The sequence below is a fragment of the Rhizobium sp. KNZ2-6A genome (assembly GCF_056755475.1).
Genome location: NZ_JBNDIC010000044.1, coordinates 41,416 through 57,679, shown reverse-complemented (window position 1 = coordinate 57,679; position 16,264 = coordinate 41,416). Strand labels below are relative to the sequence as shown.

The 16,264-nt window shown below is 59.5% G+C and carries 17 protein-coding genes and 1 pseudogene; 11 read left to right on the top strand and 7 right to left on the bottom strand.

All coding sequences use genetic code 11. The features are described from left to right. On the top strand, window positions 1-1,797 hold a 1,797-nt coding region (locus ACPYOP_RS25195; RefSeq protein WP_481413004.1), incomplete at its 5' end, for an ATP-dependent helicase. Here ACPYOP_RS25195 and ACPYOP_RS25190 read toward each other — a convergent pair. Beyond that, entirely contained in the window at window positions 1,798-2,868 is a 1,071-nt protein-coding gene (locus tag ACPYOP_RS25190; protein ID WP_481413003.1) for a type I restriction endonuclease, read from the bottom strand. Window positions 2,869-3,172: 304 nt separating this feature from the next. Here ACPYOP_RS25190 and ACPYOP_RS25185 point away from each other — a divergent pair. Beyond that, window positions 3,173-3,458 (top strand): annotated as a pseudogene (locus ACPYOP_RS25185) (GIY-YIG nuclease family protein). Here the strand turns inward: ACPYOP_RS25185 and ACPYOP_RS25180 are convergent. After that, window positions 3,438-3,800 carry a winged helix-turn-helix transcriptional regulator gene (locus ACPYOP_RS25180; protein ID WP_481413002.1) on the bottom strand — a complete coding sequence of 121 codons (363 nt, stop codon included), beginning with the start codon at window positions 3,798-3,800 and terminating at the stop codon, window positions 3,438-3,440. The pseudogene ACPYOP_RS25185 and the gene ACPYOP_RS25180 sit on opposite strands and share 21 nt — an antisense overlap. A gap of 148 nt (window positions 3,801-3,948) precedes the next feature. Here ACPYOP_RS25180 and ACPYOP_RS25175 point away from each other — a divergent pair, with 148 nt between their 5' ends. Next, window positions 3,949-4,584 (top strand): glutathione binding-like protein, encoded by a 636-nt coding sequence (locus ACPYOP_RS25175; protein ID WP_481413001.1) that lies wholly within the window; start codon window positions 3,949-3,951, stop codon window positions 4,582-4,584. A 73-nt stretch (window positions 4,585-4,657) separates the two neighbouring features. Here the strand turns inward: ACPYOP_RS25175 and ACPYOP_RS25170 are convergent, their stop codons facing one another. Both ACPYOP_RS25170 and ACPYOP_RS25165 read right to left on the bottom strand, forming a co-directional pair. Beyond that, the gene (locus ACPYOP_RS25170; RefSeq protein WP_481413006.1) at window positions 4,658-4,930 is read right to left on the bottom strand and encodes an Atu4866 domain-containing protein; all 273 of its coding nucleotides are present in this window, start codon (window positions 4,928-4,930) and stop codon (window positions 4,658-4,660) included. Window positions 4,931-5,023: 93 nt separating this feature from the next. Further along, the gene (locus tag ACPYOP_RS25165) at window positions 5,024-5,749 is read right to left on the bottom strand and encodes an SDR family oxidoreductase (RefSeq protein ID WP_481413000.1); all 726 of its coding nucleotides are present in this window, start codon (window positions 5,747-5,749) and stop codon (window positions 5,024-5,026) included. 106 nt (window positions 5,750-5,855) lie between these two features. Between ACPYOP_RS25165 and ACPYOP_RS25160 the strand changes: the two genes are divergently transcribed. Continuing rightward, complete coding sequence (locus ACPYOP_RS25160) at window positions 5,856-6,782, top strand: LysR family transcriptional regulator (RefSeq protein WP_481412999.1); 927 nt, start codon at window positions 5,856-5,858, stop codon at window positions 6,780-6,782. Here ACPYOP_RS25160 and ACPYOP_RS25155 read toward each other — a convergent pair. Next, window positions 6,754-7,491 (bottom strand): SDR family oxidoreductase, encoded by a 738-nt coding sequence (locus tag ACPYOP_RS25155; RefSeq protein WP_481412998.1) that lies wholly within the window; start codon window positions 7,489-7,491, stop codon window positions 6,754-6,756. The genes ACPYOP_RS25160 and ACPYOP_RS25155 overlap by 29 nt on opposite strands. A gap of 171 nt (window positions 7,492-7,662) precedes the next feature. Here ACPYOP_RS25155 and ACPYOP_RS25150 point away from each other — a divergent pair, with 171 nt between their 5' ends. The 4 genes from ACPYOP_RS25150 (at window position 7,663) to ACPYOP_RS25135 (ending at window position 11,724) form a co-directional block, all read left to right on the top strand. Next, on the top strand, window positions 7,663-8,274 hold the full coding sequence (locus ACPYOP_RS25150; RefSeq protein WP_481412997.1) for a TetR/AcrR family transcriptional regulator: 612 nt from the start codon (window positions 7,663-7,665) through the stop codon (window positions 8,272-8,274). 267 nt (window positions 8,275-8,541) lie between these two features. Then, on the top strand, window positions 8,542-9,825 hold the full coding sequence (locus ACPYOP_RS25145; protein ID WP_481412996.1) for a sugar MFS transporter: 1,284 nt from the start codon (window positions 8,542-8,544) through the stop codon (window positions 9,823-9,825). Between the two features lie 108 nt (window positions 9,826-9,933). Next, a complete protein-coding gene (gene pncA, locus ACPYOP_RS25140; RefSeq protein WP_481412995.1) occupies window positions 9,934-10,557 on the top strand; it encodes a bifunctional nicotinamidase/pyrazinamidase in 624 nt (207 codons plus the stop codon). 81 nt (window positions 10,558-10,638) lie between these two features. Continuing rightward, window positions 10,639-11,724, top strand: coding sequence for a glycosyltransferase family 4 protein (locus tag ACPYOP_RS25135; RefSeq protein WP_481412994.1), 1,086 nt, complete (start codon window positions 10,639-10,641; stop codon window positions 11,722-11,724). A 6-nt stretch (window positions 11,725-11,730) separates the two neighbouring features. On the opposite strand, the gene ACPYOP_RS25130 is transcribed toward ACPYOP_RS25135, so the two are convergent. After that, window positions 11,731-13,116, bottom strand: a complete 1,386-nt coding sequence (locus tag ACPYOP_RS25130; protein WP_481412993.1) for a hypothetical protein — start codon at window positions 13,114-13,116, stop codon at window positions 11,731-11,733. A 233-nt stretch (window positions 13,117-13,349) separates the two neighbouring features. On the opposite strand from ACPYOP_RS25130, the gene panC reads away from it, so the two are divergent. Together panC and panB are read left to right on the top strand one after the other, a co-directional pair. Continuing rightward, complete coding sequence (panC, locus tag ACPYOP_RS25125) at window positions 13,350-14,225, top strand: pantoate--beta-alanine ligase (protein ID WP_481412992.1); 876 nt, start codon at window positions 13,350-13,352, stop codon at window positions 14,223-14,225. Window position 14,226: 1 nt separating this feature from the next. Beyond that, window positions 14,227-15,048, top strand: a complete 822-nt coding sequence (panB, locus tag ACPYOP_RS25120; RefSeq protein WP_481412991.1) for a 3-methyl-2-oxobutanoate hydroxymethyltransferase — start codon at window positions 14,227-14,229, stop codon at window positions 15,046-15,048. 7 nt (window positions 15,049-15,055) lie between these two features. Here panB and ACPYOP_RS25115 read toward each other — a convergent pair whose 3' ends face one another. Then, a complete protein-coding gene (locus tag ACPYOP_RS25115) occupies window positions 15,056-15,307 on the bottom strand; it encodes a DUF2164 domain-containing protein (protein WP_481412990.1) in 252 nt (83 codons plus the stop codon). 234 nt (window positions 15,308-15,541) lie between these two features. Here ACPYOP_RS25115 and ACPYOP_RS25110 point away from each other — a divergent pair, with 234 nt between their 5' ends. Continuing rightward, on the top strand, window positions 15,542-16,264 hold the full coding sequence (locus ACPYOP_RS25110; RefSeq protein WP_481412989.1) for an AzlC family ABC transporter permease: 723 nt from the start codon (window positions 15,542-15,544) through the stop codon (window positions 16,262-16,264).

Sequence of the window (16,264 nt, the reverse complement as noted above, 5' to 3'; positions counted from 1 at the left end):
TATCAGAACCGCTTGAAGACGCTGAACGCCTGCGACTTCGGCGACCTTTTGCTGCATCCGATCAATATGTTCCGGCAGAATCCTGATATATTGAAGGATTATCACCAGCGCTTCCGCTATATCCTCGTCGACGAATATCAGGACACCAATACGGCGCAGTATATGTGGCTGCGCCTGCTGGCGCAGCGCCAGAAGGGCGAGCCGCAGAACGTCTGCTGCGTCGGCGACGACGACCAGTCGATCTATGGCTGGCGCGGCGCCGAGGTGGATAATATCCTGCGGTTCGAGAAGGATTTTCCCGGCGCCAAGGTCATCAAGCTCGAGCGCAACTACCGCTCCACCGAGCATATTCTCGGTGCCGCCGCGCATCTGATCGCCCATAACGAAGGCCGGCTCGGCAAGACGCTGTTCACCGATCGCTCCGATCCCGACGACATCAAGGTGCAGGTGCATGCCTCCTGGGATTCCGAGGAGGAAGCGCGCGCGATCGGCGAAGAGATCGAGCAGCTTCAGCGTAACAAGCACAATCTCAACGACATCTCGATCCTCGTGCGCGCCTCTTTCCAGATGCGCGAATTCGAAGACCGTTTCGTCACGCTCGGCCTGAACTATCGCGTCGTCGGCGGCCCGCGCTTCTACGAGCGCCTCGAAATCCGCGATGCCATGGCCTATTTCCGCCTTGTCTGCCAGCCGGCCGACGATCTTGCCTTTGAGCGCATCATCAATACGCCGAAGCGCGGTCTGGGCGACACCACGGTCCGCGCTTTGCACGACTATGCCCGCGCGCGCGATATCCCGATGCTGGCGGCGGCGGCCGATATCATCGAAACGGACGAGATGAAGCCGAAGGCGCGCAAGGCGCTGTTCGACGTCGTGCAATCCTTCCGCCGCTGGCAGGGCCTGCTCGAAAACACCCCCCATACCGAGCTTGCCGAGCAGATTCTCGAAGAGTCCGGCTATACGGATATGTGGAAGAACGACAAATCGGCGGAAGCGCCGGGACGCCTGGAAAATCTGAAGGAACTCATCCGTTCCATGGATAGTTTCGAATCCATGCGCGGCTTCCTCGAGCACGTCGCCCTTGTCATGGATGCCGAGCAGAACGAAAATCTCGACGCCGTTTCCATCATGACGCTGCATTCCGCCAAGGGTTTGGAATTCGACACAGTGTTCCTGCCCGGCTGGGAGGAAGGCCTGTTTCCGCACCAACGCTCGCTCGACGAAAGCGGCCGCGCCGGCCTGGAGGAAGAGCGCCGCCTCGCCTATGTCGGCATCACCCGCGCCAAGCGCCGCTGCCACATCTGGTTCGTCTCCAACCGCCGCATCCACGGCCTCTGGCAGTCGACCATACCTTCCCGCTTCCTCGACGAACTGCCGGAAACGCATGTCCAGGTCGCCGAAGTCGAGCAATCCTATGGCGGGTATGGCCGCGGCGGCTACGGCCAGTCCCGCTTCGACAAGGCAGATCCCTTCGCCAATTCCTACTCCACGCCCGGCTGGAAGCGCGCGCAGGCCAACCGCAACGATGCGACGCGCGACAACTGGGGCAGCCGCTCCGGCCATGCCGTCGAACGCATCGGCTACGGCGAAAGCGGCCCGAAGGTGCGCACCATCGACGGCGAGCTGGTGGCCAAATCCACCTCCAACGAACCCTCCAAATTCATGGTCGGCGACCGCGTCTTCCACATCAAGTTCGGCAACGGCAACGTCTCGGAAATAGAGGGCAACAAGCTGACCATCGAATTCGACCGCGCCGGGCAGAAAAGGGTGTTGGATGGGTTTGTGGAGAGGGTTTGATCAGGAGCCGACGTATGACTGGATCACAGCTTGAATCTGCGCTTTGGCCTTAAAGATATCGGTGGTCTGCGTGATATCAAATCGAAATCCAGCCTTTTCCGCATCGAAGATTGTTAGAAATTTGGTCTTGGAATTAAAATGCAATCTAACAATTGGTTTGCGATTGTTGTCATCGAAATTGATACCACAGTAAGATTTTTGATCGCGCATAACAATTCGAGAGACATCTGCTAGCTCTGCTCCGATCGCTCGCACAATATTAAAACCGTCAATCTCCTCTTGGGTCGTTTCGATACCATCACCGTCGTCATTGATTTGTGTGACCGAATCTACGTCCTTAATCGTTGGGATGTTCACATTCTCATTGAACGCCGCACTCAGTTTCCTTTGGATTTTTTGACGAACTAGATCCTCAAAGGCACGTTTGATTATCGGCTTGAACTCAGCGACAACAGCCGCAGTGAGCTTACCATCGTGTATTTCCTTCGAAATGAATCGAACGAATTCGTCATCAGGATCATTAAACTGCGCTTCTATGCAGTTAATAGTCGCTTTCATCCGTTTTAGCGTGCTGGCCGAACTTTTGATGTCTTCAATTGAAAATTTTTCTTTATGAAATTTTTCTAGCTCTTTCAGATCGTTATCGTCGTAGTCGAAAAGATCAAATTTAAAGAACGGATTACTATCGAGTTTGTTGGGTGCATCAAGATCGGTAAAAAACCAGATTTGTATACCGTTGGTGAGAATGGCAATGGAGCAATCTGTGGTCGAAAAATATCGGTAAAGTTGACTGTATTGAGCCTGTGAAAGATTCGCGCTAACCGCCTTTGCCTCCAGAATAAACTCAATCCTGTCGTTTATCTTTACGGCGTAATCGACCTTTTCTCCCTTTTTTAGGCCAACATCAGCTATAAACTCCGGCACAATCTGGGTCGGATCAAAGACATCGAAACCAAGTGTGCGCAAAAATGGCATAACAAGGGCATTTTTTGTCGCCTCTTCAGTAAGAGCAATATTTTGCGCAGCAATCGCTCGCTTCGATAGTTCTGCAACTTGTTCTTTGAACGACATAATTAGTGCCCCAAAATTCGATCTCCAAGTAAACAATATTATATTTGCTGCTGGATGCAATCGATACGAGTGCATATTTTTGATTGAGTTTATTTTTTACCAACTCGCCTTAACTGCGAGCCGATTTCTCATTACCGGAAAACGTCGAGCTAACCCATGTTGCATAGTTCGCCACTAATGCCGTCATCCTCGGGCTTGACCCGAGGATGACGGAGTTAGAGGTGTAGCAGGGTGGCAAATGCAAACCCTGTCACGACCGCTATTAGCTCTTGACGACCATCATCCCCACCAGCATCCTACACGCATGGGTGGATATACCTACATCATCACCAACCACAAGCGAGGCACGCTGTACATCGGCGTCACGGCCGATATCGAGCGCCGCATTTATGAGCATCGCGAGGGCCTGACACCCGGCTTCGCCTGGAAATATGAGTGTACGCGATTGGTCTGGTATGAAGACCACGCAGATATCGTTTCGGCCATTCAACGCGAAAAATCCCTGAAACGCTGGTATCGCCAGTGGAAGATCGAGCTGATTGAAAAGACAAATCCCGATTTGGCGCGATCTATACTACGAGCTCTGGTGAAGCCTCACGCTCCTCAGTCCTCTGCGCATCCCGATCCTTCAGCCACAGCCCGAATTCCTTGACCACGGCCACCACCTTCTCCAGACGTGTCCCATCCTTCGTCAGAGAATATTCGACCTTCACGGGAACCGTCGGATAGACCGTCCGCCGGATGAGACCGGCCTCCGCCAGCGCGCGCAGGTCCAGCGTGAGCATCCTCTGCGAGATGCCGGGCATCAGCCGTCGCAGCTCGTTGAAGCGCTTGGGTTCATCGACCAGATAGGACACGATCAGCAGACGCCAGCGGCCTCCCAGCAAATGCATCGCCTCCTCGACGGAGCAGCCAGTCACGGTCTTTTTCATCGCGCAAACCTCATGCTCGAGCCGGTATAATTTTTGTACCTAGATGTCAAACTTTTCCGTTCTTACGATTCCATACCATAGAGACTACATGGTTCAACAGCCGGCTTTCCAAGGGAAGCTGGCACAGGAAACACCATGGAGATCCCCAGTGAAACTATACTACATGCCCGCCAGCTGCTCGCTCTCGCCCCATATCGTTATCAACGAACTCGGCCTGGAGGTCGAGCTGATCAAGGTCGATCATATCAGTCACAAGACGGAGGCGGGGCTGGATTTCCATGGCGTCAATCCGCACGGCTATGTCCCTGTTCTCGAACTCACCGATGGCAATCGTCTGCGGGAAGGGCCGGCCATCGTCCAATATCTGGCGGATTTGAAGCCCGAGGCCGGACTGGCGCCGGCTGCCCGCACGATGGCGCGCTACAAGCTGCAGGAAATGCTCGGTTTCCTGTCGACGGAAATCCACAAGGGCTTCATTCCGCTCCTCTATGCGCGGCTGGCGGGAAACTATGTCGAGACGGCAAGGCCGAAGCTCGAAAAGCGATATCAATGGATCGACGCGCACCTCGCCGATCGCCCCTTCCTGATGGGCGACAGCTTCACGGTGGCCGATGCCTATCTCTTCGCGCTGACGGGATGGGGTCAGGCGGCCTGGCTCAAATCCTACTACAAGGCAGGGATCCACTTCGATGAACTCGACCATCTCAAGGCTTGGTATCTGCGCATGAGGCAGCGCGATGCCGTGCGCAAATCCATCGCGGAAGAAGGATTGGCATTCGACTGATCACCACGGCGGCAACAAAAAGGAAGCCATCGCGGGACACTACCGGTCTCGCGATGGCGCCATTCGATACTCCCTACTTTTGGCGATGGAGGATCATGCCCCCGTGGTGAAGCACGTCGTCGATGAAATCTCCGTCTGCGGTAAAGCCGGTGTCGTCCCAGTAATCGATGTGATCGCCGCGAACTTCATAGCGCCCCTGATAGGCGCTTTCGCGCCGGCCGCGCGCCTCGTCATAGCGGCCGTTCGGCAGCAGATTGTGGCGCACATAGCCATCGGCGGTAACCCACATGCCGACGTAAGGATGGCTTTGCTGGATGGTCGCGGATGCAGCAGGCTTGTTGTTCATGGTAGCGTAGACCTCTGATGTGACGATGAATATGGCGCAGGCGGCAAGAGCCAGGGCGAGACTTCGGACGAACAAAGCCATCTCCATCGCCGCTTACGTGTTGGCCGTCGGGCGCACGACGATCTCGTTGACATCGACATCCTCGGGCTGTTCGATGGCGAAGCGCACGGCACGCGCGATGGCATCCGGCTTCAAGGCAATGGCACGATAGGTCTTCATCGCCTCCGCGGCGACGGGATCGGTGATCGTGTCGGCAAGCTCGCTTTCGACGACGCCGGGGTGGATGCAGGTGACGCGCAACGTCTTGTGTTCCTGCCGCAACCCATCCGAGATCGCCCGCACCGCATATTTCGTGGCGCAATAGACCGCAGCCGTCGGCGAGACCGCAAGCGCTCCGATCGACGCGATATTGATGATCTGGCCGGAATTGCGTGCGACCATCTCAGGTAGGACCGCGGCGATGCCATAAAGCACGCCCTTGATGTTGACATCGATCATCCGATCCCATTCCTCGACCTTCAGCGACGCCATCAGCGACAGCGGCATCACGCCGGCATTGTTGATGATGACATCGACGCGTCCCCAAGTCCGCCGGGCGGCATCCACAAAGGCATCGAAGCTTTGGCGATCCGTCACATCGAGAGGGTGAGCGAGCACGGTGCCGCCCGCAGCGCTCAACTCGGCGGCCAGAGTCTCTAGGCGCTCCACGCGCCGTGCACCCAGCGCCACTTTCGCGCCGGCGGCGGCAAGTTCGCGGGCAATGCCCTCTCCGATTCCGCTTGAAGCGCCTGTTATCAGAATGACTTTATCCATCGGCATGACCTCATCCTTTCTTGATCCATGTCATGAGGCCTTGACTGTAAGGACCAGCCATTGTTTCGATAAGCCATCACCTCCTTCCCATATTGGAAAGAAAAAATAACCAATGGAGCCAGATCTGAATGCGCTCGCCGTCTTTGCCCTCGTTGCGGAGGAGCGGAGCTTTCGCGCGGCGGCCACACGCCTCGGCGTGACACGCTCCGCCGTCAGCCAGACGATCCGTCGCCTGGAAGAAAATCTCGGCATCGCGCTTGTGCTGCGCACGACGCGCAGCGTCAGCCTCACCGAAGCCGGCGAGCGGCTTTATGAAAGGGTCGCGCCGGCCGTCGAGGAGATGCGTGCGGCGCTGGCGAGAACCGAAGCGCTGACGGAACTTCCGCGCGGCCGCCTGCGGCTTGCCGTCTCCTCGATTGCCGAACGCTTTCTGGCAGGCCCGCTCCTCGCCGCCTTCGTCCATCAATATCCCGAGGTGGAGCTTGATATCACCGTCACGGACGAGGAATTCGACATCGTCGCCGAAAGCTATGATGCCGGCGTGCGGCTGGGAGAGGTCATCGCGCAGGACATGATCGCCGTACCCATCGCAGGCGTGGAACGACAACTGGCCGTCTGCGCTCCATCCTATCGCGAGCATTTCGGCATGCCGTCACACCCGGCAGACCTTGCCGGCCACGCCTGCATCGGCTGGCGCCCCTCCCCGAAATCGGCACCCTATCGCTGGGAGTTCGCCGAAGCAGGCAGGGAATTCAGCGTCACCGTGCCGTCGACGATCACCACCAACGACATGGGCCTGATGATCAAGCTTGCCGTCGCCGGTGCCGGTATCTCCTTCGGAATGGAGGAAAGCTTTCGCCCCTTCATCGGCCGTGGAGAGCTGCTGCCGATCCTCGAGGATTATTGCCCCTATTTTGCGGGCTTCTATCTCTATTATCCCAGCAGAAACACGGCTCCGAAGCTTCGCGCGTTGATCGAGCATGTCAGGCGCTTTCCCGCCGACGATGATTTCAATTGCGCCCGCCATTCGCCCGGATGATCTGGCCGTTGATCCAACCGCTCTCAGCGCTGGCAAGAAACGACACGATCTGGGCGATCTCTTCCGGCAGCCCGAGACGGCCAAGCGGGATGTCGTTGATCAGCCGCTGGATCAGCTCCTCGGATCGTCCCTTGAACAGGAGTTCTGTGGCGATCGGCCCTGGTGCGACCGCATTGACCGTCACGCCGCGCGTGCCGAGTTCCTTGGCGAGCGTATGCGTCATCGCTTCCACCGCCGCCTTCGTCGCCGCGTAGACGCCGTTGCCGGGGGAATAGTGGCCGATAATGCTCGTTGACAGGTTGATGATGCGGCCGCCATCCCTCACCCGCTTTGCACCCTCGCGCATTCCATTGAAGGTACCCGTGAGGTTGACGGCGATCTGCTGTTGAAAATCCTCATCGCTCACCTGGGCCAAGGGCGAGAACTTGCTGATCCCGGCATTGTTGACGAGCACATCGACCTTTCCGAACTCAGCTTCGGCACGATCGAACAATGCCATAACAGCCGAAGCATCGGCCACATCCGCACGGACCGCGATCGCGCGGCCGCCGGCCGCCTCGATGCCGGTGACGACATCCTCAGCCTCACGGAAACTCGATGCATAGTTGACGACGGTCTGAAAATCATCGGCGGCAAGATGCCTCGCAATGGCGGCACCGATGCCCTTCGATGCACCGGTGACGATGGCGGTTTTGGTTTCGCTGGACATGCATTTGTCTCCATTTGTCTCTCCGCCCGAATGGCGAACGTCGCGCACGCATGCGCTCTCGAACACGCCGAAGGAGTTCAATCCCCGGATGTCGCTGAAACGCTTGTTTCGCTGAGCCTTGACCTATAATATGAGCGATAATTCGCTTTTTACCACTCGCATTCCAGGAACATGTCCGAGAGCCCTCTGAAGAGCCGCCCCGCGCCGAGAAAAGCGCCGAAACAAGCCCGTTCGCTCGCGACCGTCGAGGCGATCGTGGAGGCTGCGGCTCGCATTTTGGAGGAACGCGGCCATGAAGCTTTCTCCACCAACGCCGTGGCCGAAAAGGCCGGTGTCAGCGTCGGTTCGCTCTATCAGTATTTCCCGCGCAAGGACGCGCTGATCGGAGCGTTGATCCTCAGGGAAACGAGCCGCCTCGTCGAGCAGGCGGAAAGCGCGGCTACTCAGCCCACGGGTAAGGAGGCTTTGTCAGCGCTCATCCTCCCCTGCGTCGAACAGCAGCTTCGTCGGCCGGCTCTCGCTCGCCTGCTCGACTTCGAAGAAGCACGCCTGCCGCTCGATGCCGCCACCGAACGGGTCAAGATGCGATTCTTCGAGCTCACGCGCGCAACGCTCCAGCGACCGGACCTGCCGCCGCAGGCGGATATCGATATTGCAAGCCGGGACGTGGTGGCGATCATAAAGGGAATGGTCGACGCCGCCGGAGAACATGGCGATCAGGATAAAAATCAACTGGCGTTTCGCGTGCAGCGTGCCGTACTCGGCTATCTGAACAGCAGCTGATGCCAGGCGGGCATGCAGCCAGAAAAGCAGGATTGCTCCACTCGACGTCTTCGCCATTGCAGCAAACCGCATTGCTGCATTGCAAAATCCGCATTCCTAGCAAGCTACCAATAATGATCCAATCGATTATATCGATTTAAGCGGCTTCGGGATTCCGTGCTTCTTGCGGGCGTCTCGGCAAGCCGCTGCCAGTCCTTCCGGCCCGTTCGGGCTTTTCGCCCGGGTCGAATCTCGAAGCCTGGCAACAACAAGAACCGAGGATAAAAAGTGGCTGGCTCAGCAACAAGCTCTGCGCCCACCAGCGCCCGTGCATCCGCACGCCAAGGCCAGGGCAATTACCAATTCGCGCTTATCGCACTCACCTCACTCTTTTTCATGTGGGGCTTCATCACTTGCCTGAACGACATTCTGGTCCCGCACCTAAAGAGCGTCTTTCAGCTCAATTACACTCAAGCGATGCTCATCCAGCTCTGCTTTTTCGGCGCATACTCCATCGTATCGCTGCCGGCTGGAGCACTCGTGAAGCGCATCACCTACAAGTGGGGCATCGTCGTCGGCCTCACGATCGCCGCGGTCGGCTGCGCCCTGTTCATCCCGGCCGCCAGCTATCGCGTCTATGCCCTCTTCCTGGGCGCGCTCTTCGTTCTCGCCACCGGCATCACGATCCTGCAGGTCGCCGCAAACCCCTATGTCACCGTATTGGGACCGCCGGATACGGCTGCCAGCCGCCTGAACCTGACGCAGGCCTTCAATTCGCTCGGCACGACGATCGCACCATACTTCGGCGCGATGCTGATCCTGTCGGCCGCGACCGTTGCCGCCGCTAACGCTACCCCCGAACAGCTAGACGCCATGCGGCTTGCCGAAGCCGGCGCCGTGAAATTCCCCTACCTGTTGCTTGCCGCAGCCTTTCTGGTGCTCGCCGCCGTCTTTGCTGCGTTGAAACTGCCCGAAGTCGAAGACGAGGAAACCGTCGAACCGATGCGCGGCGGCGGCTCCGCCTGGCAGTACCGCCATCTCGTGCTCGGCGCTGTCGGCATTTTCCTCTATGTCGGCGCCGAAGTCAGCATCGGCAGCTTCCTGGTCAACTTCCTCAGCCAACCCGACATCGCCCATCTCTCGGAGGCCGAGGCCGCCCACTACGTCTCCTATTTCTGGGGCGGCGCCATGATCGGACGCTTCATCGGTTCGCTGATCATGCGTCATATCGATGACGGTAAGGCGCTTGCCTTCAACGCCGCTGCGGTCATCATCCTGCTCGTGGTCACCGTGCTGACAACAGGCCATGTCGCCATGTGGTCTGTGCTGGCGATCGGCCTGTTCAACTCGATCATGTTCCCGACGATCTTCAGCCTGGCGCTGCACGGCCTCGGCAAATATACGAGCCAGGGCTCGGGCATCCTTTGCCTTGCCATCGTCGGCGGCGCGATCCTGCCGGTCATCCAGGGCGGCCTTGCCGATACGATCGGCATTCATCTCGCCTTCCTGATGCCGATCATCTGCTACGTCTACATCGCCTTCTACGGGCTCAAGGGCCATAAGCCGGCTTAAGCTCTATCACTTCGCGCCTCGCCGCCCGATCGGCGGGGCACAAAGGGCTTGATCCGGGGCTCGCCGCTTGGCATCGTGCGCCGCAACAAACCTGGAAGGACAGGCCTCATGAAAGCACTGCTGCTCATCGACATTCAGAACGGCTTCTGCCCTGGCGGAAATCTCCCCGTGCCGGATGGGGATCAAGTCGTGCCCGTCGCCAACAAGCTCATCGACAGCGGCAAATATGATCTGATCGTCGCTTCGCAGGACTGGCATCCGGCGGGTCATGGCAGCTTCGCTTCCGCCCATCCCGGCAAGAAACCCTTCGAAATCGGCACGCTTTCGGGCAAGCCGCAGATGATGTGGCCCGACCACTGCGTCCAGAACAGCAAAGACGCCGAGTTCCACCCCGATCTCCATGTCGATGCCATCGATTTCATCCAGCAGAAGGGCCAGAACCCAGTAGTCGACAGCTATTCCGCTTTCCGCGACAATGACCAGTCAGCCCTCACCGGACTTGCGGCCTATCTCCGCGGCAAAGGCGTTACCGAGCTCGATCTTTGCGGGCTGGCGACCGATTACTGCGTTAAGTTCTCGGCACTCGACGCCATCGAAATGCTGCCTGATGCGACCGTCCGCTTCATCGAGGATGCCAGCCGTGGCATCGATCCGGCTGGCGTCAAGGCAGCGATCGAGGAAATGCGAGCCCGCGGCGTCACCGTGATCAGCAGCGGGGATGCACTTGCCTAAAATCGCATCGGCCGGGCTAAACCTTCTCTAAACAAAATGGTGCAAGCTGTGTCCCGTCAATAAGTCATCGGGACCACTAGCGTGCAGTCGATTGTCATCAACGGGCGTTTTCTCGGCCAGCCCTTGTCCGGCGTGCAGCGCTTCGCGCGCGAGTTGACGCTGTCACTCGACCGCAAAATCTCCTCAGGCGCCCTGCCCGCCTCGTTGAGAGGCGCGCGCTGGCGTCTGGCCGTGCCGCGCAATACCCCCGTCGATATCAGGCTCTCGGCCATCGAAATCGACAGCTTCGGTTCCGGCCCCGGGCACGTCTGGGAGCAGACATCGCTGCTTTCGCGCTCGCGCGGCAGCCGGCTCATCGGCTTCGGCGGCAGCGGCCCGCTCCTGCATCGCCGCCAGGCGGTCGTCATCCATGACGTGACGATCTTCCGCCATCCGCAATCCTTCAAGCGCAGCTACCGCCTGCTGCACGGTGCGCTGGGCACGGTGCTGACGCGCACCGCCAAGATCGGCACCGTCTCCGAATTCTCGCGGCAAGAGCTCGCCTCCGTCTTCCGGGTTCCCTCGGCTGGCATCGACGTCGTCTACAATGCCGTCGATCACTACGCCGCCATCGAACCGGATGAAGCGGTGATGCAGCGGCTTGGCCTGAAGACGAACGGCTTCTTCCTGCTCGTCGGGACGATGAAGCCGAACAAGAACCTCGACTTCGCCATTCGCGCTTTCGAGGGGTTGAAAGATGAAAATCAGAAGCTCGTGGTCGTCGGCGGCTCCGCGCCGACCGTCTTCAAATCGGATGACCAGCAGTCGAACGACAGCATGCTCTTTCCAGGCCGCCTCAGCGATGCGGAAATCGCCGCTCTGGAGCGGCATGCCACCGCATTCGTCTTCCCAAGCCTCTATGAAGGCTTCGGCATCCCACCCCTGGAAGCGATGACGCAGGGCTGTCCGGTGCTTGCCGCCGATATCCCCGCCGTGCGCGAGGCCTCGGGCGATGCCGCGCTCTATTTCGACCCATTCCGGCAGGATGAACTCGTTTCCGCCATGCGGAGCATCGCGACGGACCACGCACTGCGCCAGGATCTGCGCCGGCGCGGCCATGAGAATGTCACCCGCTTCTCCTGGGACGCCAGCGCCGACCGCGTGCTCTCCATTCTCGAAGATCTCTGAGAGATTTCACGATCGAGTTTGCGACCGGAACATGGTGACGAAGTAGCTGTAGAGGCCGAGCAGGCAGAAGAGCGCGCCGCCGACTACGCCGACCGCCACCGATATCCAAAGCGAATAGCCGAAACCGGCCGTCGCCAGCACCGGCACGGCAAGACCGATGGCGGAGAAGACGACCGGCGGCCAGACGAAATCGAAAGAAAGAGACGTCATGACCTTCACGCCGATCGCCATGGCGCAAAGCGCGCCGATCATGCCGCCGGCCATGAGGCCGGCATCGCTGTCGGAGCCAAGGTGACCGCCGATAAGCGTGCCGGCATTCAGCAACACGCAATCCAGCGCCGCAAGCAGGAAGATCGTCAGTAGCCGATGTTGCAGATGTGCCGGGGTCGGCATCATGTTGGCGGTCAAGGCGCGGCATGTCGCAAGACCGATGACGAAGGGAGCAACGGCAAGAAACTCGTTGCGCAAACCGGCGGCGACGACCAATTGGCCGACCGGCTGCAGCACCGCGAAGATACCTGCGGCGGTCATGAGCGTCAGGCCGGTCAGCAGCGAATAATATTCCCCCAACTGCTTGGCAAAGGCAGGTGTTGCCCCATCGCGATCATAGGTCGTGACGACATCGGGATATTGAATGGCCTGCAGGGCGGAGACGATCAGCACGAAGGGGCGTTGCAGCAGATCGAGCGCCAGGAGAGCACCGGCTGCGGCCCCCGCTCCCAACGTCGCCGTGAGAATGGATTTCAATCCCAGCGGCGTCAGCATGCCGATAACGGAAGCGCTGGCGGCAACGCTGCCATAGACGAAGTGCTTGCGCAGCAGCGCTGGCTCGAACGGCGCCGCCTCGCGCAGGCTGTTGCGGGTCAGGAAGACCGCCAGGAGACCGTAAGCGCCATAGCCGGCCATCAGGCCGATGACGGTGCATGTAAAAGTCGGGGCAACTGCCGCACCCGCAAGCGTGCCGGCTGCGAGAATGGTGGCGCGTGAGCCCTGCAGCCTTGAGAAGACACGAAATTCCTGGCGGAAGCGTAGCATAGTGAGGTGCAGGTCGCTGCCGCCCTGAAAGATCGCCACCAGACCGCCAAGCACGGCAATCTCCGCCGATACGGAAAAGAAGATCGAAGCCGACGCGGCAATCAGGCAGATCGCCGAGCACGCCGCAAATTCCACCGTCAATGCCTTGCGCTCCAAGGCTTCGCTTCCAGGCCCCTGCCCCGGATAGAAGCGGCTGCAGGCAAAGCGGACCCACTCGAAACAGAAAATCGCCGCGAACTGGCTGACCGAGATGAACAGCGAATAGGCCGCATAATCCGCCGGAGCCAGCAGATGCGCCACCGCGATCAGCAGCCCGAAGGCAACCGCCGCCTGATAGAAATATGCAGCCAATGCCACGATTTTTGCCATGCACGGCAGCTAACAGCAAAAGATTGAGGAAAGCGCTAAGCCAGAACGGACAATTGTCATACCGGCTCGAAAAGCGAATGTCGTCGTTGGACGGGCGAAGCGGGTCAGGCGGGGCCAGCGGCCTTGAATTGCCTTTTTGCGCCGCACACGTTAGAAGAGCCGCCAAAATTAAAAGACGAAAGACGGACATGCACCGGGCGGCGCGTCCGGGGAGGAGCATCATGGAGACCATCAATACGATAGCCGCTCTGCGCGAACGGCTCGGCGAACATCGCGCGGCCAGCAAGCGCATCGGCCTGGTTCCCACAATGGGCTACCTGCATGCCGGCCACATGGAACTGGTCTCCCGCGCCAAGGCCGAAAACGATATCGTCGTCACCTCCATCTTCGTCAATCCGCTGCAGTTCGGCGCCAATGAGGATCTGGCGAAATATCCGCGCGATCTCGAACGCGACGGCGCCATGCTGCGCGATGCGGGCGTCGACTTTCTCTTCGCGCCCGGCGTGACAGATATGTATCCGCGCCCGATGGAAACCGTCGTCGACGTGCCGAAGCTCGGCGCGGAACTGGAGGGCGCGGTTCGCCCCGGCCATTTCGCCGGCGTTGCCGCGGTCGTCACCAAGCTCTTCAATATCGTCCAGCCCGACAGCGCCTATTTCGGCGAGAAGGACTATCAGCAGGTGGCGATCATCCGCCGCATGGTCGAGGATCTGGCGCAGCCCGTTTCTGTCGTGCCCGTGCCGACCGTTCGCGATGTCGATGGTCTGGCCCTCTCCTCGCGCAACGTCTATCTCTCGAAAGAGGAGCGTGCTGCCGCCGTTATCGTTCCCAAGGCATTGGCGGAAGCCCAGAGGCTTTACGATCTAGGCGCGGATGACCCCGCAGCACTCGAGGAGGCCTTGAGCGCCTTCATCGAAACGGAGCCGCTGGCGACCGCGGAAGTCGCCGCCGTTCGTCATCCCGACACGCTGGAACCGCTGACGACCTTGCAGGGACAGCCCATCCTCGTCGCGCTCTTTGTCCGCATCGGCACCACCCGCCTGCTCGACAACCGTGTCATCGGCCGCAAGCCATCAAACAACGAAAAGGCCGCCTGAGATGAGCACTGTCGGACACACTAAGCGCATCACGCCCGCCGCGATCGAGACGATGAAGGGCCAACGCCCGATCGTCAGCCTGACGGCCTATACGACGCCGATTGCCCGCCTCCTCGATCCGCATTGCGACCTGCTTTTGGTCGGAGATTCCCTCGGCATGGTGCTCTACGGCATGGAGACGACCGTCGGCGTCACGCTTGATATGATGATCGCCCATGGCCAGGCCGTCATGCGCGGCGCCAAGCATGCCTGCGTCATCGTCGACCTGCCGTTCGGCTCATACCAGGAATCGAAGGAACAGGCCTTCCGCAACGCCGCGCGCATCCTGAAGGAAACCGGCTGCGACGGCGTGAAGCTCGAGGGCGGCGAGGAAATGGCTGAAACCGTGGCGTTTCTCACCTCTCGCGGCATTCCGGTCTTCGGCCATGTCGGGCTGATGCCGCAGCAGGTGAATACGACCGGCGGCTATCGTCCGCTTGGACGCTCGGACAAGGAAGCCGGCAAGATCCGGCGCGACGCCAAGGCGATCTCCGAGGCTGGCGCCTTCGCCATGGTGATCGAGGGCACGATCGAACCGCTCGCCCGCGAGATTACCGCGGCAGTCACCATTCCCACCATCGGCATCGGCGCATCCGCCGCCTGCGACGGGCAGATCCTCGTTTCCGACGACATGCTCGGCCTGTTCAACGATTTCAAGCCGCGCTTCGTCAAGCATTTCGCGGAGCTGGCGCCGCTGGTCTCGAAGGCCGTGGAAGCCTATGCCGAGGAAGTGAAAGCCCGCACCTTCCCGGCACTGGAGCATACATTCCAGCCGAAAAAATGAGGCCGCATCAGTCCTTGGCCGGTTCCTTCTCCAGTAGATAGATCGCCTCGCCGAAATCCTCCATCTTGCCCATCAGCGCGGCATGAGCATCGCGCAGGCCCTGATTGTAGTAATAAGGCCCGATCTCCGTTGTGAAGAAATCGAGCAGGAATTCGGCGGGCAGCGAGCCGAGCGTCTGGTCCAGTTCATCGGCGAAATAGCGCTGAAGACGCGCGACCATGGCTGCCTTCTCCTCCTTCGAAAAGGTGATCTTCTTCATCTTTCCATCTCTCATTTTGCGCGCGGTCTCAAAGCGCTGGATCAAGGAAATCAATTGATCCATCAAGTAAATTCAATTGCTGGCCCGGCGCACACGGCTTACACGTCCCGCCATTGAACAGCGCGGAAACAAATGCGCAAGGGGTACAACCGTTGTCGTTCCCCATGCGGGATCCGCGCCCTCGACACCGCATCCGGAGCAAAGCCGGTATTTCCACGAAGGACAGAGCGGACCATGAGTCGCGCGGAATTTCTTGACGGGTTGAAGGGCGGCATTCCTGTCGGCCTCGCCGCGGCGCCTTTCGGCGCTCTCTTCGGCGCGCTGGCGCGGGATCAGGGCATGTCGCTCGGCGAGTTGACCCTGATGAGCGGCACCGTCTATGCCGGTGCCAGCCAGATGGTTGGGATCGATCTCTTCGGCCACAATGTCCAGGCTTGGCTCATCGTGCTGTCGATCCTGGCGGTGAACTTCCGCCACGTGCTCTATTCGGCAGCGATCGCCCGCTACATCAGGCATTTTTCTATGGTGGAGAAGTTCTTCACCTTCTTCCTGCTGGTCGATCCGCAATTCGCCGAGACGATCAAGCGCCACGAAAGCGGCAAGCCGGTGACCTTCGCCTGGTATATCGGCTTTGCTGCGGTGATCTATATTCCCTGGGTGGTGGTGAGCCTGGTCGGCGGTCTTCTCGGCAGCCTGATCGGCGATCCCAAGGCCATCGGTCTCGATATTCTGCTGCCGGTTTATTTCCTCGGCATCGTCATGGGCTTCCGCACGCGCGACAACTTCCTGCCGGTCGTCGCCGTCAGCGCAGTCGCATCAGCCATCGCATATCGCTATGTCGGCTCGCCCTGGCATGTCAGCATCGGCGCATTGGCAGGCGTCGCGCTCGCCGCAATGCTGCCGCCAGTAAAGGCGAACCGCAAGCCCGATCTCGCACACGAAAATCACGAGGTCTGA